A 24,861-nucleotide genomic window follows, 5' to 3' on the forward strand; every position below is an offset into this window, starting at 1 on the left:
TTCATCAGCGCTGGGGGGCTGATGATGGAGTTTGGTGTTGAAGTCGAACTATTAGGCTATTCAAGCGCAGGCCATAAAATTTCTCTTTGCACCGGTAGGGTTTTCGCGTATTGTACGGCTGAATTACCTGCCGCTACATCGGTGACTGATCCTCTCGCCCAGTTGATTCCCTCCCCCTGCCATTCGATGCGTTTTAGCCTGTGAGTGCCCGGCGGTTGCCGGATCAGCGCCTGAATTGATTCTAAAAACGATACGCGCGAGTATGGGGTTCAACCGGACGCGGGCTTACCGTCGCAGGGATGCTGGCTCGGGTGCTGTCTGTAAAGCTCATGGAGTTTTGTCCGCCAGGACCCAAGCCATGAGCCTTCACTTTGCTCGGTGAGTGCATTGGCCGAGTGAGGCGCACGTTCAGCAATGCACATTTTTTTGATGAGATGAGACTGATGAATATCTACGTTGGCAACCTCGCCTATGGCGTGACTGAGGACGAACTGCGCGAAGCCTTTGCCGCCTTTGGCGATGTCGAGAGCGCGAATCTGATCACCGATAAATTTACCGGTCAATCGAAGGGGTTTGGCTTCGTTGAGATGCCAAATAACTCTGAGGCCGATGCGGCCATTAAGGCATTAAACGAAACACCACTGAAAGGTCGGCCGGTTCGTGTTAATCAGGCGAAGCCGCGTGCCGAGCGTCCGGCGCGTGGTGGTGGCGGTGGCCAGCGTTGGTGATGGCCCTTGGGGGTTGATGGCGGTTGTTTTCCATCCGCCAACTCGCCTCGGCTCCAGGGTTTGTAGGCCCGGAGCCGAGGCGAAAAAACGCTAAGATTTCTGTAACGCGAATTGTCTGCTGGGCAATTCGCGTTTTTTATTGAAGTGATCGGCAGATGTTCAGGTAGCGCGGCTGTCGTCTGCCGACTGCGTTGGCGCCTTGTCGGCCTGAGCAGCCGGCATTAGGGTCATGTTGTCGTAGGTTCTCATCATCAGGGAGAACGCATAGGCGGCGGCGAAAAACAGCAGACCCAGGATATCGACGATGGAAATTCGCCGGGGCCCGTCCATCAGGAATGCAATGGCGGCCACCGCCAGGGCGAGCAGCAGGACTCCAATGGCAACCACCGGGGCGCAGCCGCTGGCAAACTGTTGCAAGCGTTGGTTTGACGGGGCTGCGTCGGAATCCGGAGTTTGCTCGGAACTCGCCGATCCGCTGTCTGAGTGCAAGCTGCGCAAATAGCGGCGGCGCTGAAACGCCTGGTAGAGAAACCAGGCGCCCACCAGCGCGAACAGAATGCCAATGACAGGTGGCATGGTAATAATCAGCCGTTGCTGACAGCCGCCGCCTGGTTGAAGCCTGCGTCGGCACGCTCACGCTCTTCCAGCTCCTGGAACAGATCCAGCACCCAGAGCACCTTGGCGCCCACACCGCCTTCGACAGCGTCAGCTTCGGGCTGGGCGAGTGCATCGACCAGAAAGCGGTTTTCTTCCAGTGGCTCGGCGGTGCAAACGGCCTTGATGGGCAAAGGCGTCACCGCCATGGCACGTCCGAGCAGGGTGAGTTTGCGAGCTGGGCTGACAAAGGCGCGCTGGGAGATGGAATCATAGCCATTGCGCACGATTTCCTGGCCGATCTCGGCATAGAGCAGGCGGGCGGCATAGATGCCCGGTCGGCAGGCACTGGGCAGCTTGGCAATGCCGGCCTCGGCGCGCTGATAGAGTTCATCGGCCTTGTCGAGCAAACGCTTGACGATATCGCCAATGGCGTCGTTGAAGACTGGACGCTGGAGCCAAGCCTCGGGATCCAGTCCCGCCTCGCGCATCCAGTCCAGCGGCAGGTAGATGCGGCCGTTGCGCGCATCCTCGCCTACATCGCGGCAGATGTTGGAGATTTGCATGGCGGTGCCGAGATCGCAGGCGCGGGCCAGCACCGAGGCGGAGCGCACGCCCATGATGGCAGCCATCATGCCACCGACAGCGGCGGCTACCCGGGCGGAATAAGCGTAGACGCCGGACAGATCCTGATAGACCCGCCCTTCGGCATCCCATTCAAAGCCTTCCAACAGCGCTTCGGGCAGGGCGCGGGGGATGTCGAAACGCTCAATGGCACCGGCAAAGGCGCGATCGGCTGGATCATTGATCGGTTGGCCGCGATAGGCGCGGTCGAGTCGGTCGCGCAAGCCAGCGAGGGCGACTTGATGATCGTCGGGATTGTCGTCAATGGCATCGTCGGCCAAGCGGCAGAAGGCGTAGAGGGCCGTGGCTGGTTCGCGCAGCCGCTTGGGCAGAAAAAAGGACGCTGCGTAGAAAGACTTGGAACCGTTACTCAGGAGTTTCCGGCAGGCGAGCAGGTCGGCTGGGTCGGCAAAGTTGGAATCACGAATGAACAGAGGCATCAGGGACCACCGTATCGAGCACGCGCGCGGAGGAAATGACACCAGGGACGCCAGCGCCGGGATGGGTTCCCGCACCAACAAAATAGAGTCCGGCGACTTCCTCGCTCAGGTTGTGGGGACGGAACCAGGCGCTCTGCAGGAGCACTGGTTCCAGGCTAAAGCCAGCGCCCATGGGGGAGAGCAGGCGTTGTTCGAAATCTTTGGGTGTTGTGACCAGGGAAACCTGGATGGCATCACTCAGGCCCGGCAGGACGGTGTTTTCCAGATAGCCTGCGATGGCCTGGCGGAAGGGTTCGGCGCGCTCGGCCCAATCGACATCGGCACCGAGATGGGGTACCGGCGCCAGCGCATAGAAGGTATCGCAGCCGGGCGGCGCCACCGAGGAATCGGTCGCCGTTGGGCGGTGCAAATAGAGGCTGAAATCCTTGGCCAGTACCTTGCGATGGAAGATGTCGTTGAGCAGGCCGCGATAGCGTGGGCCAAGCAGGATGCTGTGATGAGGGACGTCCGGGTACTGGCGCTTGGTGCCGAAGTACCAGACAAAGAGTCCGTTGGAATACTTGGCCTTCTTGAGCTTGGCATCGGTCCAGCGCTGGCGTTTGACTGACGGTAGCAGGTGCTGGTGGGTCCAGGCGACATCAGCGTTGCACACCACGATTTCGGCCGGGACATATTCACCATTGGTCAGGCGCACGCCATTGGCCTTGGGTTTGCCTTTCCCGGCTTTGGCTTGGTTGGGTTTAGCCGTGGTGATTTCCGCCACTTCGGCCTGATAGCGAATCTGGTTGCCCTGGCCCTCAATGAGCTTGACCATGGCATTGACAATGGCGCCGGTGCCGCCGATGGCGGAATGTACGCCCCAGTGGCGCTCCAGATAGGAAATCAGGGTGTAGATGGAGGTGACCGAGAAAGGATTGCCGCCGATGAGCAACGGATGGAAGCTCAGGGCTACGCGCAGGCGCTCGTCCTTGACGAAGCTGGACACCATGCTATAGACGCTGCGGTAGCTTTGCAGCGCGACCATCTTGGGCACAATGCGCGCTATGTCGGTCCAGTGCGTAAAGGGCACGTGGCCGAGTTCCTCGAAGCCGACATGGAAGATTTTTTTGCTGGCGGCGAGGAAACGCTCGTAGCCGACGACATCGTCCGGGGCGAGACGGCGCACCTGCTCGCGCATGGCCTCGGCATCGCCATTGGTGTCGAAGGTGTCACCATCATCGAAACGAATCCGATAGAAAGGATCCATCGGACGCAGGTCGATGTCATCCGCGAAGCGGCGACCGCACAGCTGCCAAAGTTCTTCGAGCAGGAAGGGAGCGGTGATGATGGTTGGCCCGGCATCAAAGGAAAAGCCATCAATCTGATGGACATAGGCACGCCCGCCCGGAGCGTCAAGCTTCTCCAGGACGGTGACGCGATAGCCGCGTGCGCCGAGGCGGATAGCGGCTGCCAGGCCGCCAAAGCCACTGCCGATGACGACGGCTAGGGGTTTGGCGGACGAGGGGGTAGATGCAGGGTTGGACGCTGTGTTGCTCAAAGTGTCAATTCACATGGATGTCAATCTATCCTGACAGTATAGCAGCAGATCCAGGCACAAGGCTACTGCAGATGTGAATTGTCATCCGGGGCATCCGATTCGCGAGGGGCTGTCAGTGCAGGTGCGCCTCGGCAATGCGCTCGCCCCAAGCGCGAGCCTCGGTGATTATGCTGTCGGATTCGAGCGTCAGAGGTGCGCCGTCACGCAGGAGCTGTTGGCCGTTGATCCACACATGACGTACCTGATGGCTGCTGGCGGCATAGACGATTTGCGAGACGGCATTGTAGAGCGGCTGAGTGTGTGGATCGCGCAGGTCGAGCGCGACCAGGTCGGCGGCCTTGCCGGGTTCGAGAGAGCCGGTTTCGCTCTCCAGACCCAGGGCGCGGGCGCCGTGGAGTGTGGCCATGCGCAATGCAGTGGCCGCTGGCAGGGCGGAGGCCGACTGGCTCACCCCCTTGGCCAGCAGGGCGGCGGTGCGCAGTTCGCCGAGCAGATTGAGATCGTTGTTGCTGGCAGCGCCATCGGTGCCCAGGGCGACATTGACACCGGCCTTGAGCAATTGAGTGACCGGACAGAAGCCGCTGGCAAGCTTGAGGTTGGATTCGGGGCAATGCACCACCTGCGCGCCGGTGGCCGCTAGGCGCTCGATTTCGGCATCATTGAGCTGGGTCATGTGAATGGCGACCAGCAGCGGGCTCAATAATCCGAGCCGCTCCAGGCGCGCGAGCGGGCGCTCGCCATGATCGCGCAGGGATTGGGTGATTTCATCGCGGGTTTCGTGCAGATGAATGTGGACGGGGACTTGCAGTTCCTCGGCTAGGGTGGCAACCCGCTGCAACGGTTCCTCGGAGACGGCATAGGGGGAATGGGGCGCAAAGGCGGTGCGAATCAGAGGATGATGTTGATAGCGCTCATGCAGCGCCAGGCCACGACTGAAGTATTCCTCCGGATGCTCGGCATAGCGGGTCGGAAAATCCACCACAATCATCCCGGCCAGGGCGCGCATGCCGGCTTCGGCGGCGACTCGGGCGGTGACTTCGGGGTAGAAATACATATCGTTAAAGCAGGTGATGCCGCCGCGCAGCATCTCCAGCAGTGCCAGCCGGGTGCCATCGGCAACAAAGTCCGGATCGACCCAGCGGCCCTCAGCCGGCCAGATGTGCTCGTGCAGCCAGGTCATCAGTGGCAAATCATCGGCGAGACCACGCAGCAGCACCATGGGCGTATGGGTATGGGCATTGATCAGGCCGGGGATCAGGGCATGGCCTGCAAGCGTCAGGGTCTCCTGGGCCTGAATTTGTTCCCGCGCCTCGGCTCTGGGCAGGATGGCCGCGATGCGCCCGCGCTCAATGGCGAGGCTGTGCTGCGCGAGGGTGGGGTCACCATCGGTGACGGGTACTATCCAGTCGGCATGGATCAGGAGTTCAGCGTCCATTCTAGGGCCTCTTGCGGGTGGGAAAGAAAGAACCGGCTTGAGTCACCGGGCGTTCGGGTCAACAATGATGCCGTCGTTATTCGTATTCTAAATCTTTCTTCCAATCTTTCATTCAGAGTCGGAAACATGGAAACCACGCAAGCCTTGGTCGCTCATCCGGATCATGCGGTGCTCTGGCACCACGAGCGACTGTATTTACTCGATCAGCGCTGGCTGCCGGAAACGGAGACCTTCATCGCCTGCGAGACGCTGGAGGCCACGGCCCAGGCCATTACCGACATGGTGGTGCGCGGGGCGCCGGCCATCGGAGTGGCGGCGGCTTATGGGGTTGTGCTGGCAGCGCGGGCGCGCTTTCAGCAGGCCGGTCGCCAGTGGCGCGAGCCTATCGAAGCTGACCTGCAACGTCTCGCCCAGGCGCGTCCTACGGCGGTGAATCTGTTTTGGGCTATTGAGCGCATGCGGGCCTTTATTGCATCCCTCGATCATATCGATCCGGTGCCAGCGCTGCTGGCCGAGGCGCAGCGCATCCATTGCGAGGATGTGGCGGCCAATCAGCGCATCGGTGCGCTGGGTGCGGCCTTGATTGAGGCACCAACGACCATCCTGACGCATTGCAATGCTGGAGCGCTGGCAACGGGGGGCTACGGAACCGCGCTCGGTGTGGTGCGCAGCGCCTATGCTGAGGGCAAGATCACCCGGGTCTATGCCGATGAGACGCGTCCGTGGATGCAGGGCAGTCGTTTAACCGCCTGGGAGCTGATGCGGTCGGGCATTCCGGTGACCGTGCAGGCCGACAACGCGGCGGCCAGCCTGATGGCTGGTGGTGAGCTGGGCTGGGTGATTGTCGGCTCTGATCGTATTGCCGCCAATGGTGATGTGTGCAACAAGATCGGCACCCTGGGGCTTGCCATCCTGGCGCGCCATTATGGGGTGAAGTTCATGGTCGCCGCGCCGACCTCGACCATTGATCTGTCCGTGGCCAGTGGTGCGGATATTCCGATTGAGGAGCGGGCTGCCGAGGAGGTGCTGGCCTGCGGAGGCAAGCGACTGGGGCCTGAGCAGGCGACAGCCCGCAATCCGGTGTTTGATGTCACGCCAGCGTCATTGGTGGATGCTATTGTGACCGAGTGCGGGGTGATTCAGCAGCCGGATGCGGCGAAGGTCCGTCAGTTGATGGCGGGTGATAACAATACGTGATTGGCTCGTTATACCTTAAGACTTTGTCAGACCTCAAGAATATAGGCCATGGTCTTATAAAAGAAATCCATCCATTGTTCTTCGTTTTGGAAGGAAATGTACTGTGCCCGACCGCTGTGGGGCTCGCGTGCCGAGGTATAGCACAGATTGCCATCGCTGGAGATGTCTACTGAAAAACTCCTGAAGCCACCGGGGACCAGAAACTTGATGCCATGCGGATATTGCGCGCCACCGAGTTGCTCGGTGACCAGGCCGGCCAAGCGGTCGTTGCGCCGATCAAAATCATCCGGCCAAATTTGCTTGAGCAGGTCGATTTTGACAAATTCGTTCTGTATTTCGCGAAAAGCGCTCAGCAGCGGTTCGGCGGCCTTGGCGCGCTTCATGGCCAGCGTGTCTTTGGTTTCCTTCTCCAGCATCTGAGATTCGCCGGTTTGGCTGGCTCTTTGGCGAATTTTACTCAGAGTGTTGCTCATCCTTATCTGCTCCAGAGAGGGGTTATGGCCGTCACCAGCGTGCGCGGTTGGCGGCTTGTATGGCTGGGAACCGAGGCCAGAGGCTTTGTGCATAAGAAGTATAGCGCGAGTGCTCGCGAGTGCGAAAATACTGCGTCAGGAAATTTTTTATTCGCGCGAACCGAGCAGTGCCTTGCCGTCGGCGCTGATGCCCGTCAGCTTCAGGGCATGGATCTGATTGACCCAGGTGGAGTCTTCAGGGCGCCGACGTTCCTGGGGTGCGCGGCGAACCGGCAGATAATTGAGCGTATAGCCCAGGGCTTCCTGGTCGCCGGCCGTACTTGAGGTGCCCTCGAAGAGCACCGGCATGGTGCGTCCCAGATAGGTGCGCAAGGCTTCGGTTTTGAGCCGCTCGGCCAGTGGTTGCAGTTGTTGCATGCGCGCACGCTTCACTGTGGCGGGCACCTGTTCCGGCAGTGTGGCGGCCTGAGTGCCGGGGCGGCGCGAATAGCTGAAACTATGCAGATGACTGAAGCCGATCTCGGCCACCAGTGTTAGGGTTTGTTGCCAGTCGGCCTCGGTCTCGCCCGGGAAACCGATGATGATGTCGGTGGTCAGGTTAAAGTCGCGGATCGCAGCGCGCGCCTGGGTCACCAGCTCACGATAGGCCGCCGTGGTACAGCGTCGGGCCATACGGCGCAGGATGCGATCCGAACCGCTCTGCAGGGGCAGATGCAGATGAGGCGCCAGGCGCGGATTCTCAAACAGCCGCCAGAAGCGTTCACCCAGCCCCCAGGGTTCGACTGAACCCAGGCGCAGGCGCGGAATTTCGGTGTCATTCAGCACGGCTTGGATCAGCTCCTCAAGCCCATCGCCATGCCCGGCTCCATAGCCGGCGATCTGCACGCCGGTGAGGACCGCCTCCTTAATGCCGCTAGCAGCGGCGGTCTGCACTTCGGTGACGATCTCGGTCAAGGGCCGGCTGCGCTCGGGTCCGCGGGCCAGGGTAGTCACGCAGAAGGTGCATTGATAGCGACAGCCGTCCTGAATTTTGACGAACGCCCGCTGACGCCCGCGTGCGAACAGCGCGGCGGCCTCGGTCTCGGCCGTCGCGGGCATGATGGGCAGAGCCAGTTCCTGCTGGGCAATCTCAACCAGACGATCCTTGTCGGCATTGGAAACCAGCAGATCAATGCCACTCAGATCCACCTCTGTCCGGTCCAGGGCCGTGGCGCAACCGCTGACGATCAGCCGTGCATAGGGATTGTAACGTTGCATGCGGCGCAATAACTGCCGCGACTTGCGCACCGCTTCTTGGGTGACGGCACAGGTATTGACCACCACAAGATCAATGGGCGCATCCGCTGTGCGCTCGGCGGCGGAATCGTTGTGGCAAGGTTCATGGCCGAGCGCCCGAAATTGGCGTGCCCAGTGCTGCAATTCGGCTTCGTTGAGTCGGCAGCCAATGGATTCAAGGCGGATGCGCATGGGGCTTTAGATCATGTAGCTGGTCGGTGGCGAGCAATCGCTGTGCAGCTGAGCTGTGGCGGTTCAGTTCCGGGGCAGGATCACCACGACAGCCTGGTTTTCATCGCTGCGTGTCATGGCGCTGAGATTGGCATCCGCTGGGACGCGAATCCGGCGCTGGAAACGACGACTGGAGACGCTGAAGTGGCGGCTATAGCCGCGACCCTGGGTGGGCGATTGTTCCGAGCGGGTGATCTGTGTCTGCGCGCTGCGGATGATCAGGCTGTGGCCACGCGCCTCAATTTTGATGTCCTGGGGCTGTTGTTGCGGCGTCAGGCGGATGGTTAGGCGATAGCCTGCGTCCGTCATGTCTTTAATCAGCGTCGGCATCTGACGTGAGCGGGGTGCGGCTCGACCGGAGTAGGTCGGACGGGGCATACGGTGCTGATAACCCGGCTGGTGCTGATAACCCGGCGACATCGGGAATTGACCGGGGATCGCGCCAGGGGTTGGCCCATACCCATACCCTGGTCCATATTGAGGGGCAACGGGCGGTGCGACCTGTGCCAGGCTCGACGCGCTGGGTAGTGCGCACAGCAAGGCCGTGAGTAGAAGACTGGCGACGGACGTTGGGGTGGCAGGGCGTGTTGTGGTCATCATGGGTGGAGTTTCCAGAGTGTAAGGATCAAGGGGCAAAAGAACTTGGGGGTATTACAGCCGAAAAAAAACGCCAACGGAACCCGTTGGCGTTATCGGTTTGCACGGTCACTGGGCCGCCCTGATGCCTCCCGGCGTCGGATTCAAGCGCGAGGCCTGATGTTCCGAGCCGGGAAGCCGGGGCAGACGACGCCGGGGATCAGTGATCCAGGGCGGCGCTGAGGTGCGGTGCGGCACCCGAGCCACGCGGAACGCGCACATCCTCGACCAGGGCCTGGATGCTCTCGGGTGGTTCTGCGGTCAGGCGTGACACGGTCAGGGCCACAGCGAAGTTGATGACGGCTCCCACAGCGCCAAAGGCGTTCGGCGAGATGCCGAAGAACCAGTTGGGATCCATGCCCATCATGAACTCAGTACCGGGAATGAACAAAAAGCCCTTGTGTTGGAAGACATAGAGCAGGGTCACGGTAATGCCTGAAGCCATACCCCAGATGGCGCCGGTGTTGTTCATACGCTTGTCAAAGATACCCAGCATGAGTGCCGGGAAGATCGACGAGGCCGCCAGACCAAAGGCAATGGCCACGGTTCCAGCCGCGAATCCGGGTGGATGCAAGCCCAGCAGACCTGCCACCACGATCGCACCCGCCATGGAGACGCGGCTGGCGTTGAGTTCAGCCTTCTCGGAGATATTCGGCTTGAACACACCTTTTAGCAGGTCATGGGAAACAGCCGAGGAGATGGCCAGCAGCAGACCGGCGGCGGTTGACAAAGCAGCAGCGAGACCACCGGCGACCACCAGGGCAATTACCCAGTCGGGCAGATTGGCGATTTCCGGATTAGCCAGCACCATGATGTCGCGGTCAACCTTGACCATTTCGTTGCCTTTCCAGCCATAGCTTGCGGCTTGAGCGGCGAAGCCCTCGTTCTTGTCGTTGTAGTACTGGATACGACCGTCGCCGTTCTTGTCTTCAAATTCCAACAGACCGGTGGTTTCCCACTTCTTGAACCAGTCGGGGCGATCTTCATATTTCAGGTTGCCAGTCTCGGTGCCAATCGGGCCAATCTGGATGGTATCCATCAGATTTAGACGTGCCATGGCGCCCACTGCCGGTGCGGTGGTGTAGAGAATGGCGATGAACACCAGTGCCCAGCCAGCGGAGTAGCGGGCGTCAGCCACTCTGGGTACGGTAAAGAAGCGGATGATGACGTGAGGCAGGCCGGCAGTACCGATCATCAGGGACAGGGTATAGGCAAACATATTCAAGGTGTTGCCCATCGTTTGGGTGGTATATTCCTTGAATCCCAGGTCGATGATGACCTGGTCGAGCTTGTCCAGCAGACTCATACCCGAAGCCACACCATTCTGGATGTATTCACTGCCAAGGCCCAGCTGTGGCAGCGGGTTGCCGGTGAGGTTCATAGAGATAAAGATAGCCGGAACGGTGTAGGCCAGAATCAGCACGCAGTATTGGGCAATCTGGGTATAGGTGATGCCCTTCATGCCGCCAAGTACGGCATAGAAAAACACGATGCCCATGCCAATGTAGAGACCCGTATCATAGCTGGTCTCCAGGAAGCGCGAGAAGGCGACGCCGATGCCTTTCATCTGCCCGATTACATAGGTGATGGAAGCCAGAATCAGACAGATGACAGCGACAATACGCGCGGCTTGCGAGTAGTAGCGGTCTCCAATGAATTCGGGCACGGTGAACTTGCCGAATTTGCGCAAGTATGGGGCCAGCAGCAGTGCCAGCAGTACATAACCACCGGTCCAGCCCATCAGGAAGACCGAGGCGCCGTAGCCGTTGAAGGCGATCAGGCCGGCCATGGAGATAAAGGACGCCGCTGACATCCAGTCGGCGCCGGTGGCCATGCCGTTGGCGACCGGATGAATGCCTTTGCCGGCGACATAGAATTCAGCTGTGGTGGCGGCACGCGCCCAGATGGCAATGCCAATGTAGAGGGTAAAGGTCAGGCCCACCACCGAATAGGTCCAGATCGAGAGATTGTCCATTGACGTATCCTCTTATTGTTCGTCGACTTCAAATTCCTTGTCGAGCTTGTTCATGCGGTGGGCATAAACGAAGATCAGTACCAGGAATACATAGATGGAGCCCTGTTGAGCAAACCAGAAGCCCAGAGGATAGCCGCCGAGGCTGATGCTATTGAGGGTCGGTGCAAGCAGGATGCCGAACCCGTAGGAAACAATAAACCAGATTACCAAGAGTATGGCGAGTAAACGCAGATTGGCCTTCCAATAGGCCGTACGATTTTCAGGTGTCACCTTGGTGTCCCTCCTTCTTGTGAGACGTGTTTGAATGAGGGGCGAGGTGATCGAAAACTTAAGGCAGGCAGACGGACATAGTGTCGAGTCTGGCCCAAGGCAGCCGGCTGGTCAGCGTGACGATCATTCCTGCAACGGAGCAAGCCATGGAAACGTTTTCGATCAGGCAGACACCCCCCTCAGGATTTTATTAAGCCAGTCTATCAAGCCATTACAGCTTATAATCGCCAGCGACCTCTCTGCCTGGAAGCACTGACGGTGCGGCATTCTCTGACCCGCGCCTAGTTCCTGTCAATGGTGGAAAAATGTCCTGCGCATGAATGACGACACCCGATTCGCCTGGCACTGGAAGCCAGTGTACGTCTTAAGATGCTAGGATGACTCCCCGCACTGGCGTCTGCATCCGCCATGTGGGCAGCTGGTGGGCCGGGCGGCGAATATGGGCGGAACAATCGATTAAATTATTGATATATCTATGAAGTATCTGAGTACCAGAGGTGGCGTGGAGCCGGTTGGCTTTGCCGAGGCGGTGATGATGGGTTTGGCGACCGACGGCGGTTTGCTGGTTCCCGAGTCGCTGCCCAGGATCGGGCCTGAATCCTTGCAAGAATGGTCAAAGCTTGGTTTTGCTGAGCTTGCCTGCGAGGTTATGCAGCGCTTTGTAGGGGATGATTTATCGGCCTCGGAGCTGCAGGATCTTGTGCAGCGTTCTTACGCGAGTTTTCAGCATCCCGAGATCACGCCTCTTGCGCAGGCCGGTGAGCGGCGCATTCTGGAGCTGTTTCATGGTCCCACAGCGGCGTTTAAGGACGTGGCCTTGCAGTTCCTGGGCAATCTGTTTGAGCACTTTCTCGCACGCAGTGGCGAGCAGCTTAATATCATCGGTGCCACCTCCGGGGATACCGGCTCAGCGGCTATTGCCGGGGTGCGTGGCAAGGAGCGGATTCAGATCTTCATCCTGCACCCGAAAGGCCGGGTGTCGCCGATTCAAGAACGTCAGATGACCACGGTGCTGGATGCGAATGTGCATAATCTTGCGGTGCGGGGCACCTTCGATGATGCCCAACGCATCGTCAAGGCGCTGTTCAGCGATCCGGATTTTAAGACCCGCTATCGTCTGGGGGCTGTGAATTCGATTAACTGGGCGCGTATTCTGGCGCAGACGGTTTACTACTTTTACGCCTGGGGACGACTCAGTGGTGGCAATCCTGACCACCGGGTCAGCTTCGCGGTGCCAACCGGCAACTTCGGCGATGTCTTTGCGGGCTATCTGGCCAAACGCATGGGGCTGCCGATTGAACGGCTGATTCTGGCCACCAATCGCAATGATATTCTGACCCGCTTTGTGCATCATGGGCTGTATTCGCTCACCGAGGTGCATCACACCCTGAGTCCTGCGATGGATATTCAGGTGGCCTCGAACTTCGAACGCTATCTGTATTATCTGTTGGATGAAGACGCCGGGGCGGTGAGTGCCCGTGTGACGGCTATGCAGCACGACGGTCGGATTGAGTTCAGCCAGACCGAACATCGCCGCGCGGCGGCGGACTTCGTCGCCGGTGCAGTCAGCGATGCCGATACCCTCGATCAAATGCGCGCCACCTACCGCGAGACCGGCTATCTACTCTGCCCGCATACCGCTGTTGGGGTGCGCGCGGCAGCGGCCTGGCCAGAGGCGGTGTGCCTGGCCACGGCGCATCCGGCCAAGTTTAATGAAGCCGTCCAGGAAGCCGTTGGCCTGGATGCACCGGCGCCGGCCTGTCTGCAAGGCTTGCTGCATCTGCCAACGTGCTGCGAAGAGGTTGCAGCGGAGGATGATGCGGTGCGTCAGCACATCATCAATACCCTGGCGAAGGTCCACTGATGTCATTACTAGAGGACGTTGATTCCCTGATGAACCGCAGTATTCAGATTCTGGATACCACCCTGCGCGATGGCGAGCAGACGCAGAGCGTTTCCTTTTCGCGCGATGAAAAAACCAACATTGCCAAAGTTCTGCTCGAACAGGTGCGGGTGGATCGCATCGAGGTCGCCTCGGCCCGCGTGTCCGAAGGTGAGCAGGCGGCGGTGGCGGCCATGGTGGATTGGGCGCGTGACAAGGGGCTGGATGGGCGCATTGAAGTGCTGGGCTTTGTCGATGGCGGCAAAAGCGTCGACTGGATTTGCGCCGCCGGTGGCTCAGTGATCAATCTGCTGGCCAAAGGCAGCGAAAAGCACTGCCACACCCAGTTGGGCAAGTCGCTGCATGTGCATGCCACCGAGGTATTGGAGACGGTGCGCCTGGCCACCGAGCAGGGCCTGCGGGTCAATCTGTATTTGGAAGACTGGTCGAACGGCTATGCCGATAATTCCAGCTATGTCTTTGAGCTGATGGGATTATTACAGGAGGCGGCCATTGAGCATGTCATGTTGCCCGATACCCTGGGCGTGATGACACCCGAGCGGGTGTTTGCCGCCATGCGCGACATGATTGAACGGTTTCCGGCGACAAAATTCGATTTTCACCCGCACAATGATTACGGTCTTGCGACGGCAAACGTGCTGGCTGCCGCCCGTGCCGGGGCCGCTGCCGTGCATTGCACGGTCAACTGTCTGGGCGAACGCGCCGGCAATGCCTCCCTGGCTGAGGTGGTGGTTAATCTGCGCGACCAGCTCGGACTCGAGCTGGGCATTGATGAATCACATCTGGTGCGCGCCAGCGAGCTGGTGCAATACTTCTCCGGCAAGCGGGTGGCGGAGAATGCGCCGGTGATCGGCGGGGATGTTTTTACCCAGACCGCTGGCATCCATGCGGACGGCGATAACAAAGGGCGCCTGTATCACACCAAGCTCTCGCCTGAGCGCTTTAGTCGTCGGCGCGTCTATGCGCTGGGCAAGCTCAGCGGCAAGGCTTCGCTGCTGAAGAACCTGGAGCGGTTCGACATCGCGCTTTCGGAAGTCAATCAGCGCAAGGTACTGGCCCGCATCGTCGAGTTGGGGGATTCCAAAAAAACCATCACTGCTGAAGACCTGCCTTTCATCATTGCTGAAGTGCTGGAGAGCAAGGACTACGATCATGCCGAGCTGCTGGCGTGCAATGTCTCCAGCAGCTTTGGGTTGGAATCAACCGCCAGCATCAAGGTGCGCATTGATCAGGCCGTGCTGACCGCCACCGGCAGCGGCAATGGGGGATTCGATGCCTTTAATAAGGCTTTGGCGCGCATTGTCAAAGGCCTTGGTCTGAGCTTGCCGACGCTGATCGACTACGAGGTGCGGATTCCCAAGGGCGGGCACTCGGATGCGCTGACCGAGTGCACCATCAGTTGGTCGGATCAGGCCTCGGGTTCGCGCGACTTTAAAACCCGTGGTGTGCATGCCAATCAGGTGTTCGCCGCCATTGGCGCCACCATGCGGATGTTGAATCTGGTGTTGCACTGGGCACGCCAGGCGCAGCAAGGGTCGCCGTCACCACAAGGGGCCGTGCAAGCGGCGGAGCGTGCGGCCTAACCTAAGGCGCGGCGGCTGTCGGGCTATTCTATGATCTGCAAGCCGTTGGAGAGGGATGGCGATGAATCTGGAAAAGGTCGTCTTTGGGTTTTTTATTTTCCTGGCGTTGACGCTTAATTTCGGTTTCTTCATCGGCGAAGTCGATAATCCCAAGCATCACCATCTGTGGGAATTTATGTTGCTGTTTGTGGTCAATGCGGTGGCCTTGATCATGAAGCTGGGGGATCGCAGTCAGGTTGATGCCATGTTGCTGGCCACCGGCCTGGTGGCCATGCTGCAACTCTCGGCGGTGGCGGTGATCTGGATTCTCGCCGCTCATGTCTGGGAGTCCGGCATGACGCCGGATGTGATGGTCAGCATCGTGTCCTTAACCGGCGGTGCCATGGTGGCCAATGTCATTTCCGTGATCCTGTTGATTGCCGAAACCGTGATGCTGCGGCGCTGAGGCGGCCGTCATCCGAGGGCGCTGCGCGGTGCAGAGGCTGAATGGATAACATTTATTTCTCAATTCTGCGCCGCATGCGCACGCCTTTGCTGGCGCTGGTGGTGGTTTACAGTGTCGCGGTTTTGGGCCTAGTGCTGGTGCCGGGGCGCGATGCCGATGGCAATCCCTGGCATCTGGGGTTTTTTCATGCATTTTATTTCGTCAGCTACATGGCCACCACCATTGGCTTTGGCGAGTTGCCCCGGGAGTTTAGCGACGCGCAGCGGCTGTGGACGCTGTTTTGTATCTATGCCACAGTGACGGTGTGGATTTACTCGGTTGGCTCGCTCATTGCTCTGCTGCAGGATGACAGCCTGCAACGCGCGCTGGCCGAGCGGCGCTTCAGCGCCCGTGTCAAGCGTGTTCAAGGGCCCTTCTTTTTGATAATTGGCTATGGCCAGACCGGACGCGATCTGGTGCGGGCACTGACCAGTGAGCGCATCCGCGCGGTGGTGATTGATGCCGATCGCGAACGCATTAATGGTCTGCGCCTGGAAAAACTGCGCGAATATGTCCCCTCTCTGCAGGCCGATGCCCAGCGTCCGGATGTGCTGCTAAGCGGCGGATTGCGGCGCCCAGGCTGTCGGGCGGTGCTGGCACTAACCTCCTCCAATGCGGTCAATCTTAAGGTGGCACTGGCCGCCAAGCTGTTGCATCCGGGGGTGACGGTGATTGGCCGGTCGGATTCCGATGACATCTCCGCCAACATGCTGTCCTTTAACACCAACCATGTGCTCAACCCCTTTGAAATCTTTGCGCTGCATCTGAAGTTGGCTCTGAGTGCGCACTGTCTGACGATTCTCAACGATTGGCTCGGGGCTCTGCATGATGCGCAACTGGGCGAACCACGCAAGCCGCCAACCGAGGGGCGCTGGATTCTGTGCGGGTTTGGGCGCTTTGGTAAAGCGGTCTATCGGGATTTGACTGCACTGGGCTGCGAACTGATGGTGATTGAGGCGCGGCCTGAGCGCACTGGCACACCGCCGACGGCTTGGATTCATGGACGCGGCACCGAGGCCGAAACCTTGGAGCAAGCCGGAATTGCTTCGGCGGTTGGCCTGATTGCCGGCACCGATGATGATGCCAACAATTTATCCATTGTGATGACGGCACGGGCGCTGAACCCGGAGCTTTATGTGGTGGCGCGGGAGAATCATCTGGTCAACCAGGAGCTGTTCAAAGCCGTGGCGGCGGACATTCGCATGCACCCGAGTCTGATTGTGGCCAATCGGGTGCGCACGCTGCTGCGCTTGCCTCTGTTGAGTGAATTTTTCACCCTCGCGCGGACACGAGACGAGACCTGGGCCTGCGCCCTGGTCAGTCGCGTGGCGGCGATGATTCAGGATCGCGTGCCTGAGGTGTGGGAATATACCCTGGATCGCGATGGGGCCCCGGCCTTCCTGCATGCCGTTGCGCTTGGATTGCAGCCCACGCTGGGCACTCTGTTGACCGATCCGCGCGCAGTGGATCAGACCGTGTCGGCTATTGTGCTGCTGCATCAGCGTTCGGCGCAGCTTGATCTGTTGCCTGATCTGGAGACCCGGCTGCAACCCGGCGATCGGTTATTGCTCTGTGGCAGTACCAGGGCACGAGCGCGCATGCGTTGGAATCTGTTTGATCTGGACACCCTGAGCGCCGCACTGGGGCAAGCCCCGCAAGCCGGATTCCTGTGGCGTTTGGTCCAGCCCTATCTTCCGCCCCACTGGCGGATCTGAACCGGCGCGCAGCGCGCCATCACGCTTGCAAAGGGGGATACCGATATGACTGTGCTGATCAATCGGCTGACGCGGGATCACCGCCGTTTTGGGCGTATCATGACGCTGCTTGACGCCCTGGTTGCGCGTTTTCATGGTGGCGATGAGCCCAATTATGAGTTGATGTGCGAAATGCTGGAATATGTCGTTGATTATGCCGATCAAGTACATCATCCCAGTGAGGAGCTGCTGTTTGCGCGCCTGACCGAGGTTCTGCAAACCGCTGAACATGAGCCACGGGCTGACGCCGTCGCCCTGACTGCGGTGGTGAACGAATGTCGGGCACAGCATCAGCGGCTGCAGGAAATGAATCATGCTTTTCGGGATGCGCTGGAGGGGATTGTGCAGGGTGAGGTGTTGTCGCGCGATGCTGTGGCCGAACAGGGACGTGCCATGATTGGCTTGTTGCGCACGCATTGTGCTGATGAGGAAACGCGGCTCTTTCCGGTTGCGCGCGACCTGCTGTCTACGCAGGATTGGGCACAGCTGGAGCAACAGGCGCCAAATGCGACCGATCCGGTCTTCGGTCAACTCGATCCGCTGCGTTTCCAAACGCTCTATGATCACCTGAAAGACGAACTCGACACCGAGGATGCCGAATGAAATACAAGAATGTGGTCGATTTTCAGCATGGCTTGCCCGAAAAACTCGGCGTGCTCATGCTGAATCTTGGCACCCCGGATGCTCCCACGCCGAGTGCAGTGCGGCGCTATCTAGCCGAGTTTTTGAACGATCCGCGTGTGGTCGAGATGCCGCGTCCGCTGTGGTGGTTCATTCTCCATGGGGTGATTCTGCGGGTACGCCCGGCGCGCTCCGCGCGTGCCTATCAGGCCGTGTGGACAGATCGCGGCTCACCGCTGCTTGACATCGCCCGGCGCCAGGCGGATGGCTTGCGCGAGCGTCTGACGCAACGCGTCGGTGAGAACCTGAGGGTCGAGCTTGGCATGCGCTATGGGCAACCATCGGTGTCCCAGGCGTTGGATCGGCTCAAGGCGGAGAATGTTCGCCGTTTGCTGGTGTTACCCCTCTATCCGCAGTACTCAGGCACCACCACTGCCTCTACCTTCGATGCCGTTACCGATGAGCTGAGCACCTGGCGCTGGTTGCCGGAGTTGCGTTTCGTCAATCACTATCACGACGATCCGGCCTATATCGACGCTCTGGCCGCCAGCATTCGTGAGTTCTGGGCCGAGCGCGGCCAGCCGGATCAATTGCTGTTTACCTTTCACGGCATACCCAAGCGCTACTTCGCCGCTGGTGATCCCTATCACTGCCATTGCCATAAAACCGCCCGCATGGTGGCCGATACCCTGGGACTGGATGAATCGCGCTGGCTGGTGTCCTTTCAGTCGCGGGTGGGACGCGATGAGTGGCTTCAGCCCTACACGGACGAAACACTCACGCTGTGGGGGCGTGATGGAGTCAAAAGTGTGCATGTCATTGCTCCGGGCTTTTCAGCTGATTGTCTGGAGACCCTGGAGGAGATCAAGGTCGAAAACCGGCGCTATTTCCTGGAGGCCGGCGGGGAGTCCTACGAGTACATCCCCTGTCTCAATGACGCCCCGGCGCATTTGGACATGCTCGCCGGCCTGGTCGCGCGCCACACCTGCGGTTGGCCGGACATGCAGGCCGGTCAGGGTGCCGTCTGTCCGCATCAGCAGCATCTGGCGCTAGCGGTGGGGCAGGAATAATTCTTTACAGTGACAGAGGCGGGCCATGAGATCAGACCCGATCCAGACAGCCCCGTTGCTGGAGGACAGGTTGCCGCCGGACGCGGCGCCGTTCAGCGAGGATTGCAAGCTGACGCTGGAACGGCTGGCCGCGGATCTGCTCGCCGACGGTGTGATTTTGCCGCAGACGGCCGATGATCTGTTGCAGCCTGGCACAGGTGCTGAGGACCAGGCCCGGCATCCGCTGGAGCGCATTGCCGCGCAACAACTGATCGAGGCCCGGGCGCCGTACCGACGCCTGGATCTGGAAGTGCTGACGGCCTGGCTGGCGCAGCATTGTGGCTTGCCCTATCTGCACATTGATCCGCTGAAGATTGATGTGACCAATATCGGTGAGCTGACCACCATCGCCTATGCGACCTGGAACCAAATCCTGCCCATTGCCTTGACGCCCGAGAAGGCCGTGTTCGCCACCTGCGAGCCTTATCTAACCGGCTGGATGCACGAATTACAGCAAGTGCTCAAGTGCCGTATCGAGCGGGTCGTGGCCAATCCGCGCGATATTGACCGCTTTCGCCGCGAGTTCTTTGGGGTCTCGACTTCCATGCGCGGCGCCCGCTCCAGACATCAAAAACAGCCGGTCGATCTGCACAATCTCGAAGCTCTGGTGGAGCTCGGCCGTTCGAGTGCTCTGGAAGCCAGTGATAGTCATATTGTGCATCTTGTTGACTGGCTGCTGCAATATGCCTTCGAGCAGCGGGCCAGTGATATTCATCTTGAGCCACGCCGCGAGGCCGGTCAGGTGCGTTTTCGCATTGATGGCGTTATGCACCAGGTCTGTCCGTTTCCTGCGGCCGTTATGAAGGCCGTGACCAGTCGCATCAAGATCCTGGGGCGCATGGATGTGGCCGAGAAACGGCGTCCGCAGGATGGGCGTATTAAAACCCGCACCCAGGACGGACTGGAAGTCGAGATGCGGCTGTCCACCATGCCAACCGCCTTTGGCGAGAAACTGGTCATGCGCATCTTCAATCCAGAAGCCTTGCAGGAAGACCTGAGCGCTCTCGGCTTTGAACCCGAGGAAAAGGCGGTGTGGCAGCGCATGATCGGACAGCCGCACGGCATCATTCTGGTGACCGGGCCGACCGGGTCGGGCAAGACGACCACCCTGTATTCGACCCTGACCCGCCTGGCTACACCGGAGATTAATGTGTGTACCATTGAGGATCCGATCGAAAATCTGGTGCCGGCGCTCAATCAGATGCAGGTCAATCATGGCATCGGACTCGGTTTTGCCAGCGGTGTGCGTACCCTGTTGCGTCAGGATCCGGATGTCATCATGGTCGGCGAGATCCGCGATCTGGAAACCGCCGAGATGGCGGTGCAGGCGGCGCTGACCGGACATTTGGTACTTTCGACCCTGCATACCAACGATGCCCCATCCGCCATTACCCGGCTGCTGGATCTTGGCGTGCCGCATTATTTGATCAATGCCACCCTGCTTGGTGTGCTGGCGCAGCGCCTGGTACGCACGCTCTGTCCCTACTGCAAGACACCCCAACCCCTTGATCCCACGCTGTGGGAATCCTTGATCCGCCCCTGGTCATTCCCGACGCCGGCCGGGATGCAGGTGTCCGCAGGATGCGAAGCCTGCCGCCAGACAGGTTATCTGGGGCGCACCGGACTCTATGAGCTGTTGACGCTAACCCCGGGCATTCGCGAGCTGATCCGTGGTGCTCTCGACGAGCCCGCCCTGCGCGCCCGCGTCTATCAGGAAGGCATGCGGCCATTACGTCTCAGTGCAGCCCGTAAGGTGGCTGACGGCCTGACCAGTGTTGATGAAGTCTTGCGCGTGCTGCCGGCGGCACGGGAGCTTTGATGGGGTAGGTTTGGAAAATCCCGCCGGCAACCACATCTAGGCTCGCAATAGTCTAAAGAAGTGAGCACAATACGATGGAAAACTCTCCGCGTCCGACTGATCTTCAACTGCACACGCTGTCCCGAGTGCTGGAGCTGCACTATGACGACGGTGCCCATTTTCGCCTGCCGTGCGAATATTTGCGCGTCTACTCGCCTTCAGCCGAGGTACGTGGCCATACCCCGGATCAGGCTAAGCTGCAAATCGGCAAGGAACAGGTCAATATCACCAATCTAGAACCCGTTGGCAATTATGCGGTGAAGATTTTCTTCGACGATGGGCACAAGTCCGGGCTGTTTGACTGGGGCTATCTCTACAAACTTGGTCGGGGCTGGCAGCCGCTGTGGCAGGATTACTTGCAGCGGCTGCGCGATGCCGGGCGCTCACGTAGTGGGGAGGATCCCTTCAATCAGCTCCAGGCACGTGGTGAAGCCCCGTCAGAACGGCCTGTTTAGAGTCGCCCCTTGCGTCCGGCCACTCGCAGCCGTAGCGCATTGAGGCGGATAAAGCCGGTGGCGTCGCCCTGATCATAGGCGCCGGCGTCTTCTTCGAAGGTGGCAATGCTGGCGTCGAACAGGCTGTCGCTGGCTGAGCGCCGGCCAGTGACCAGCACATTGCCCTTGTAGAGCTTCAGGCGCACTTCGCCATTGACCACTGCCTGAGTCTGGTCGATAGCCGCTTGCAGCATGCTGCGCTCGGGGCTGAACCAGTAGCCGTTGTAGACCAGGCTGGCATAGCGCGGCATCAGCTCATCTTTCAGATGCGCGGCCTCGCGATCCAGGGTCAGGGATTCCATCGCCCGATGCGCCTTGAGCATGATGGTGCCGCCGGGGGTTTCATAACAGCCGCGCGATTTCATGCCGACATAGCGGTTCTCGACAATGTCGGCGCGGCCGATGCCGTGCATACCGCCGATGCGGTTCAGCTCAGTGAGCACCTCGGCTGGGCTCATCGGCTGGTTATCAATGGCAACGATATCGCCGCGTTCAAAGCGCAGCGTGATCTCCTGGGGTTGGTCGGGGGCCTGCTGCGGATCGCAGGTCCAGCGCCACATGTCCGCACCGGGTTCGACCCAGGGATCTTCCAGGTCATAGCCTTCGTAGGAAATGTGCAGCAGATTGGCGTCCATGGAGTAGGGCGATTTGGTGCCGTCGCGCTTCATCTCCACCGGAATGCCGTGCTGCTCGGCATAGGCCAGCAGCTTCTCGCGTGAGAGCAGATCCCATTCGCGCCACGGGGCAATGATCTGAATCTCCGGATTCAGTCCATAAGCTCCCAGCTCAAAGCGTACCTGATCGTTACCCTTGCCGGTGGCGCCGTGCGAGATGGCATCGGCGCCGGTCTCGCGCGCGATTTCGACTAAACGCTTGGCGATCAGCGGGCGGGCAATGGAGGTGCCGAGTAGATATTCACCCTCATAGAGGGCATTGGCGCGGAACATTGGATAGACGAAATCGCGCACAAATTCCTCGCGCAGATCGTCGATATAGATCTCCTTGACTCCGGCGGCCCGGGCCTTGGCGCGCGCCGGCTCGACTTCCTCGCCCTGGCCGACGTCTGCGGTGAAGGTGACCACCTCACAGCCATACTCCTGCTGGAGCCATTTGAGGATGACAGAGGTGTCGAGTCCGCCGGAGTAGGCGAGTACGACTTTGTTGATCTGGGGTGTGGACATGACGAGACTCCCTGAAAGTTATCTGAGGAATGTTATCGAGCGAACGATTGGCTGGCATTATCGCATGCCGCCGCCTTGTATGGCTGATGCGGCAGCATCGCTGGAGGCTGTGACTCGCAAATGTTGATGGCGCAGCTAGGCCATTGCGAAATCGCATTCCTGTCCGCACCTTGGCTGGATACTTGAGTGGTCATTGTCTCCAGTGGCCGGCTGTTGTCTGCTACCGCCAGGGTTCCTTAGTCTCATGAATACATCGTCTTCAGGCGCATCCGCCTCGCTCCCCGCCTTTTGTGAAGGCCTGCTGCACTTCGGGGCACTGCCGCCTCACCACGCCGAACTGGGCCAGCAGCCGGTGCTTGCGCAGGGGCAGAATGGGCTGGACGAGATCAACCCGGCGGCGGTCTATCAAACTCGTCTGGTCGCCGATGCGCTGCGCTACACCACCCTGCAACTGTGCGCTTCCAAAGAGTCCGGTCATCCCGGTGGCTTTGCCAGTGCCGCCGATGCGGTCGCGGCTTTGACCCTGCTGGGGCACACCAACCTGATTACTGAAGTTGGCCATCACGCCCCCGGTTTCTACAGCGCCATCTTCCTGGATGGTTCGCTGGAGGCCATGGGCATCACCACGATGACCGAGCTACAACAGCGTTTTCGCGAACACGACGGGCTGCTTGGGCATCTGTCCGGGGCCATGCCGGGTCTGCTCGCCCCTGCCGGACCGCTCGGGCAGGGGCAGCATTTCGCCATGGCCGGGGCCTATCTCAACCGTGAGAAGTTGTTCCCGGTCACCATTGGCGACGGCGGCCTGGGCGAGCCCTATGTGCTCTCGGCAATGAAGCATTTTCACACCAGCTATCCGGCGGTGACCAACTTCCTGCCGGTGCTGATCTGGAATGGCTTCAGCCAGGAGCATCACTCAATGGTCTCGCGTATGAGCAATGCGCAGATGGTCAATCTGTGGCAGGCGCATGATTTTGCGCGGGTGATCCTGATTGATGCCAAGGACTTCGACGATGCCGGTCAGCCGGGGGATTATGTTGACAGCACCCGATTCAGCGACCGCGCGCGCGATGCCTTCACCCAGGCGCTGCTGGCGGGGATGCAGGAGGCCGCCGATTCGGCCCTGAACGGCACCCTGACGGCGGTGATCGTCAAACAGCTCAAGGGCGCCGGTGTGCATGTGCAGGGCGCCAAGTCGCACAACCTCTACCCCGGCGATACGGTGGAAAAACCGGCGATTGCTGCCGCGCTGCAACGCCTGGCGCTGGCACCCGAAGCCTGGGCGCTGGTACGCACCCTGATGCAGCGTGCTGGCGGCGGGCCAGCCGGTAAGACGGTGGTGACCGAGTTTGAGCGCCCATTGACGGACATTGGCACTCTGCCAACCCAGGCATTCCCGCTCGGCGAGAAAGCTGTGCCGGCCAGCGCCCTGGCGGCCATGGTGGCCGAACTGGGGCGGCGCGATCCCGAATTCGTAGTCACCAATGCCGATGGCAACGAAGCCTCGGCCATGAAGGCGATCAACGAGGCGCTCAAGATCCGCCATCCCACTGAGGATGCGCTCTACAACCAAGCCCCCGGTGGCCAGGTCTATGAGCCGCTGAGTGAGGACGCCTGCGCTGGCTTCGCCGCCGGATTGGCGCTGTTTGGCGGGCGCTCGCTGTGGCTGTCCTATGAGAGCTTCGCCATCAATGGCTGGCCGATTGTGCAGACTGTCGGCCAGGCGATGGCTGAGTTGCGCCGCAAAACCCCGGCGGTGATTACCATGTTCACTGCCGGCGCTCTGGAGCAGGGGCGCAATGGCTGGACCCATCAGCGCCCGGAACTGGAGAACTATATCGCTGGGCAGCAGCGCAATGGCAATGTGTATCTGCTTTATCCAGCCGATGCCAACATGCTGCAAGCCGCTTATGGCTGGGCGCTGGAACAGTCCAACAAATGCATCAGCCTGATCGCCAGCAAGTCGCCGCTGCCAGTTTACAGCACGCCCGAGCAGGCACGAACCGCCGTCGAGCAGGGTGCGATGACGCTCTACGAAAGCCCCGCTGGCACCGGCCAGACCATCGTCTTTGCCGTCACCGGCGACATGGTCTATCTGCCGGTATTCGCGGCCAAGGATGCACTCGAAGCCGCCGGGCACCGGGTGCGTATCGTTGCGGTGGTCAACCCACGCCGCTTGTTCCGCTCGCAGGATGTCGCCTGGTCGCACAGTGCCGAGCCGGATGCGACCTTTATGGATGACGCTCAATTTGCTGAACACTTCAACGGCGATGTGCTGCTTGGCGTCAGTGGCGGTGGCACTCTGGCACTAGAGCCGGTGTTGCTGCGCGCGCGCGCAGCAGCGCGGGATCTGATCGGCTGGCAGCGTGGGGAGACCACCGCCAGCCCGGCGGAGATCATGGCCTACAACGGCCTCAGTGGCACGGCCCTGGCCGAGCGGACCCTGGCTTTGTTGTGAC

At 60.1% G+C, this 24,861-nt stretch carries 21 protein-coding genes; 11 read left to right on the forward strand and 10 right to left on the reverse strand.

The annotated features are described in order from the left end of the window. Nucleotides 1–443: 443 nt before the first annotated feature. Nucleotides 444–728 carry an RNA recognition motif domain-containing protein gene (locus CKO36_RS04405; protein ID WP_200281063.1) on the forward strand — a complete coding sequence of 95 codons (285 nt, stop codon included), beginning with the start codon at nt 444–446 and terminating at the stop codon, nt 726–728. A 159-nt stretch (nt 729–887) separates the two neighbouring features. Here the strand turns inward: CKO36_RS04405 and CKO36_RS04410 are convergent, their stop codons facing one another. The 4 genes from CKO36_RS04410 to CKO36_RS04425 form a co-directional block, all read right to left on the reverse strand. After that, entirely contained in the window at nt 888–1,304 is a 417-nt protein-coding gene (locus tag CKO36_RS04410; protein ID WP_200281066.1) for a hypothetical protein, read from the reverse strand. 8 nt (nt 1,305–1,312) lie between these two features. Beyond that, nucleotides 1,313–2,386, reverse strand: coding sequence for a phytoene/squalene synthase family protein (locus CKO36_RS04415; protein ID WP_200281069.1), 1,074 nt, complete (start codon nt 2,384–2,386; stop codon nt 1,313–1,315). Continuing rightward, nucleotides 2,367–3,923 carry a phytoene desaturase gene (locus CKO36_RS04420; protein ID WP_200281071.1) on the reverse strand — a complete coding sequence of 519 codons (1,557 nt, stop codon included), beginning with the start codon at nt 3,921–3,923 and terminating at the stop codon, nt 2,367–2,369. The genes CKO36_RS04415 and CKO36_RS04420 overlap by 20 nt, the downstream gene beginning before the upstream one ends. Before the next feature lie 112 nt (nt 3,924–4,035). Then, on the reverse strand, nt 4,036–5,358 hold the full coding sequence (locus tag CKO36_RS04425; RefSeq protein WP_200281074.1) for a TRZ/ATZ family hydrolase: 1,323 nt from the start codon (nt 5,356–5,358) through the stop codon (nt 4,036–4,038). Nucleotides 5,359–5,484: 126 nt separating this feature from the next. Between CKO36_RS04425 and mtnA the strand changes: the two genes are divergently transcribed. Further along, nucleotides 5,485–6,555: an S-methyl-5-thioribose-1-phosphate isomerase gene (gene mtnA, locus CKO36_RS04430; protein ID WP_200281077.1), complete on the forward strand. Its 1,071-nt coding sequence runs from the start codon at nt 5,485–5,487 to the stop codon at nt 6,553–6,555. 26 nt (nt 6,556–6,581) lie between these two features. On the opposite strand, the gene CKO36_RS04435 is transcribed toward mtnA, so the two are convergent. The 5 genes from CKO36_RS04435 to CKO36_RS04455 all read right to left on the reverse strand — a co-directional run bounded on the left by CKO36_RS04435 (nt 6,582) and on the right by CKO36_RS04455 (nt 11,415). Continuing rightward, nucleotides 6,582–7,028, reverse strand: a complete 447-nt coding sequence (locus CKO36_RS04435; RefSeq protein WP_200281080.1) for a hypothetical protein — start codon at nt 7,026–7,028, stop codon at nt 6,582–6,584. A gap of 147 nt (nt 7,029–7,175) precedes the next feature. Next, nucleotides 7,176–8,495: a tRNA (N(6)-L-threonylcarbamoyladenosine(37)-C(2))-methylthiotransferase MtaB gene (mtaB, locus tag CKO36_RS04440; protein WP_200281082.1), complete on the reverse strand. Its 1,320-nt coding sequence runs from the start codon at nt 8,493–8,495 to the stop codon at nt 7,176–7,178. A gap of 63 nt (nt 8,496–8,558) precedes the next feature. Next, nucleotides 8,559–9,134, reverse strand: a complete 576-nt coding sequence (locus CKO36_RS04445; protein WP_200281084.1) for an Hsp20 family protein — start codon at nt 9,132–9,134, stop codon at nt 8,559–8,561. 196 nt (nt 9,135–9,330) lie between these two features. Continuing rightward, the gene (locus CKO36_RS04450) at nt 9,331–11,145 is read right to left on the reverse strand and encodes a sodium:solute symporter family protein (protein WP_200281086.1); all 1,815 of its coding nucleotides are present in this window, start codon (nt 11,143–11,145) and stop codon (nt 9,331–9,333) included. A 12-nt stretch (nt 11,146–11,157) separates the two neighbouring features. Then, entirely contained in the window at nt 11,158–11,415 is a 258-nt protein-coding gene (locus CKO36_RS04455; RefSeq protein WP_200281088.1) for a sodium/substrate symporter small subunit, read from the reverse strand. A 475-nt stretch (nt 11,416–11,890) separates the two neighbouring features. Here CKO36_RS04455 and thrC point away from each other — a divergent pair, with 475 nt between their 5' ends. From thrC to CKO36_RS04495, 8 genes are all read left to right on the forward strand, one after another. Beyond that, nucleotides 11,891–13,279, forward strand: a complete 1,389-nt coding sequence (gene thrC / locus CKO36_RS04460; RefSeq protein ID WP_200281090.1) for a threonine synthase — start codon at nt 11,891–11,893, stop codon at nt 13,277–13,279. A gap of 29 nt (nt 13,280–13,308) precedes the next feature. Next, entirely contained in the window at nt 13,309–14,901 is a 1,593-nt protein-coding gene (locus CKO36_RS04465; RefSeq protein WP_242469390.1) for an alpha-isopropylmalate synthase regulatory domain-containing protein, read from the forward strand. Between the two features lie 61 nt (nt 14,902–14,962). Then, entirely contained in the window at nt 14,963–15,346 is a 384-nt protein-coding gene (locus CKO36_RS04470) for a DUF6394 family protein (protein WP_200281095.1), read from the forward strand. Between the two features lie 41 nt (nt 15,347–15,387). Then, nucleotides 15,388–17,100 carry a potassium channel protein gene (locus tag CKO36_RS04475; RefSeq protein ID WP_200281098.1) on the forward strand — a complete coding sequence of 571 codons (1,713 nt, stop codon included), beginning with the start codon at nt 15,388–15,390 and terminating at the stop codon, nt 17,098–17,100. A gap of 45 nt (nt 17,101–17,145) precedes the next feature. After that, nucleotides 17,146–17,742 (forward strand): hemerythrin domain-containing protein, encoded by a 597-nt coding sequence (locus CKO36_RS04480; RefSeq protein WP_200281101.1) that lies wholly within the window; start codon nt 17,146–17,148, stop codon nt 17,740–17,742. Continuing rightward, nucleotides 17,739–18,830: a ferrochelatase gene (gene hemH, locus CKO36_RS04485; RefSeq protein ID WP_200281104.1), complete on the forward strand. Its 1,092-nt coding sequence runs from the start codon at nt 17,739–17,741 to the stop codon at nt 18,828–18,830. Before CKO36_RS04480 ends, hemH begins: the two co-directional genes overlap by 4 nt. A 25-nt stretch (nt 18,831–18,855) precedes the next feature. Further along, a complete protein-coding gene (locus CKO36_RS04490; RefSeq protein ID WP_200281107.1) occupies nt 18,856–20,688 on the forward strand; it encodes a GspE/PulE family protein in 1,833 nt (610 codons plus the stop codon). A 74-nt stretch (nt 20,689–20,762) separates the two neighbouring features. Next, on the forward strand, nt 20,763–21,182 hold the full coding sequence (locus CKO36_RS04495; RefSeq protein WP_200281111.1) for a gamma-butyrobetaine hydroxylase family protein: 420 nt from the start codon (nt 20,763–20,765) through the stop codon (nt 21,180–21,182). Here the strand turns inward: CKO36_RS04495 and CKO36_RS04500 are convergent. Next, complete coding sequence (locus tag CKO36_RS04500) at nt 21,179–22,402, reverse strand: argininosuccinate synthase (protein ID WP_200281114.1); 1,224 nt, start codon at nt 22,400–22,402, stop codon at nt 21,179–21,181. The genes CKO36_RS04495 and CKO36_RS04500 overlap by 4 nt on opposite strands. A 244-nt stretch (nt 22,403–22,646) precedes the next feature. Between CKO36_RS04500 and CKO36_RS04505 the strand changes: the two genes are divergently transcribed. Next, nucleotides 22,647–24,860 carry a phosphoketolase family protein gene (locus CKO36_RS04505; protein ID WP_200281117.1) on the forward strand — a complete coding sequence of 738 codons (2,214 nt, stop codon included), beginning with the start codon at nt 22,647–22,649 and terminating at the stop codon, nt 24,858–24,860. Nucleotide 24,861: the final 1 nt, after the last annotated feature.

It is taken from the genome of Rhabdochromatium marinum (assembly GCF_016583795.1).
GTDB classification, from domain to species: domain Bacteria; phylum Pseudomonadota; class Gammaproteobacteria; order Chromatiales; family Chromatiaceae; genus Rhabdochromatium; species Rhabdochromatium marinum.

Bases quoted from the DNA above. Each gene is read 5' to 3' on its own strand.
- CKO36_RS04475 (WP_200281098.1), top strand. From the start codon at position 15,388: ATGGATAACATTTATTTCTCAATTCTGCGCCGCATGCGCACGCCTTTG.
- mtaB (WP_200281082.1), bottom strand. From the start codon at position 8,495: ATGCGCATCCGCCTTGAATCCATTGGCTGCCGACTCAACGAAGCCGAA.
- CKO36_RS04500 (WP_200281114.1), bottom strand. From the start codon at position 22,402: ATGTCCACACCCCAGATCAACAAAGTCGTACTCGCCTACTCCGGCGGA.
- CKO36_RS04410 (WP_200281066.1), bottom strand. From the start codon at position 1,304: ATGCCACCTGTCATTGGCATTCTGTTCGCGCTGGTGGGCGCCTGGTTT.
- CKO36_RS04465 (WP_242469390.1), top strand. From the start codon at position 13,309: ATGAACCGCAGTATTCAGATTCTGGATACCACCCTGCGCGATGGCGAG.
- thrC (WP_200281090.1), top strand. From the start codon at position 11,891: ATGAAGTATCTGAGTACCAGAGGTGGCGTGGAGCCGGTTGGCTTTGCC.
- CKO36_RS04445 (WP_200281084.1), bottom strand. From the start codon at position 9,134: ATGATGACCACAACACGCCCTGCCACCCCAACGTCCGTCGCCAGTCTT.
- CKO36_RS04405 (WP_200281063.1), top strand. From the start codon at position 444: ATGAATATCTACGTTGGCAACCTCGCCTATGGCGTGACTGAGGACGAA.
- hemH (WP_200281104.1), top strand. From the start codon at position 17,739: ATGAAATACAAGAATGTGGTCGATTTTCAGCATGGCTTGCCCGAAAAA.
- CKO36_RS04450 (WP_200281086.1), bottom strand. From the start codon at position 11,145: ATGGACAATCTCTCGATCTGGACCTATTCGGTGGTGGGCCTGACCTTT.
- CKO36_RS04480 (WP_200281101.1), top strand. From the start codon at position 17,146: ATGACTGTGCTGATCAATCGGCTGACGCGGGATCACCGCCGTTTTGGG.
- CKO36_RS04415 (WP_200281069.1), bottom strand. From the start codon at position 2,386: ATGCCTCTGTTCATTCGTGATTCCAACTTTGCCGACCCAGCCGACCTG.
- mtnA (WP_200281077.1), top strand. From the start codon at position 5,485: ATGGAAACCACGCAAGCCTTGGTCGCTCATCCGGATCATGCGGTGCTC.
- CKO36_RS04495 (WP_200281111.1), top strand. From the start codon at position 20,763: ATGGAAAACTCTCCGCGTCCGACTGATCTTCAACTGCACACGCTGTCC.
- CKO36_RS04435 (WP_200281080.1), bottom strand. From the start codon at position 7,028: ATGAGCAACACTCTGAGTAAAATTCGCCAAAGAGCCAGCCAAACCGGC.
- CKO36_RS04470 (WP_200281095.1), top strand. From the start codon at position 14,963: ATGAATCTGGAAAAGGTCGTCTTTGGGTTTTTTATTTTCCTGGCGTTG.
- CKO36_RS04490 (WP_200281107.1), top strand. From the start codon at position 18,856: ATGAGATCAGACCCGATCCAGACAGCCCCGTTGCTGGAGGACAGGTTG.
- CKO36_RS04505 (WP_200281117.1), top strand. From the start codon at position 22,647: ATGAATACATCGTCTTCAGGCGCATCCGCCTCGCTCCCCGCCTTTTGT.
- CKO36_RS04425 (WP_200281074.1), bottom strand. From the start codon at position 5,358: ATGGACGCTGAACTCCTGATCCATGCCGACTGGATAGTACCCGTCACC.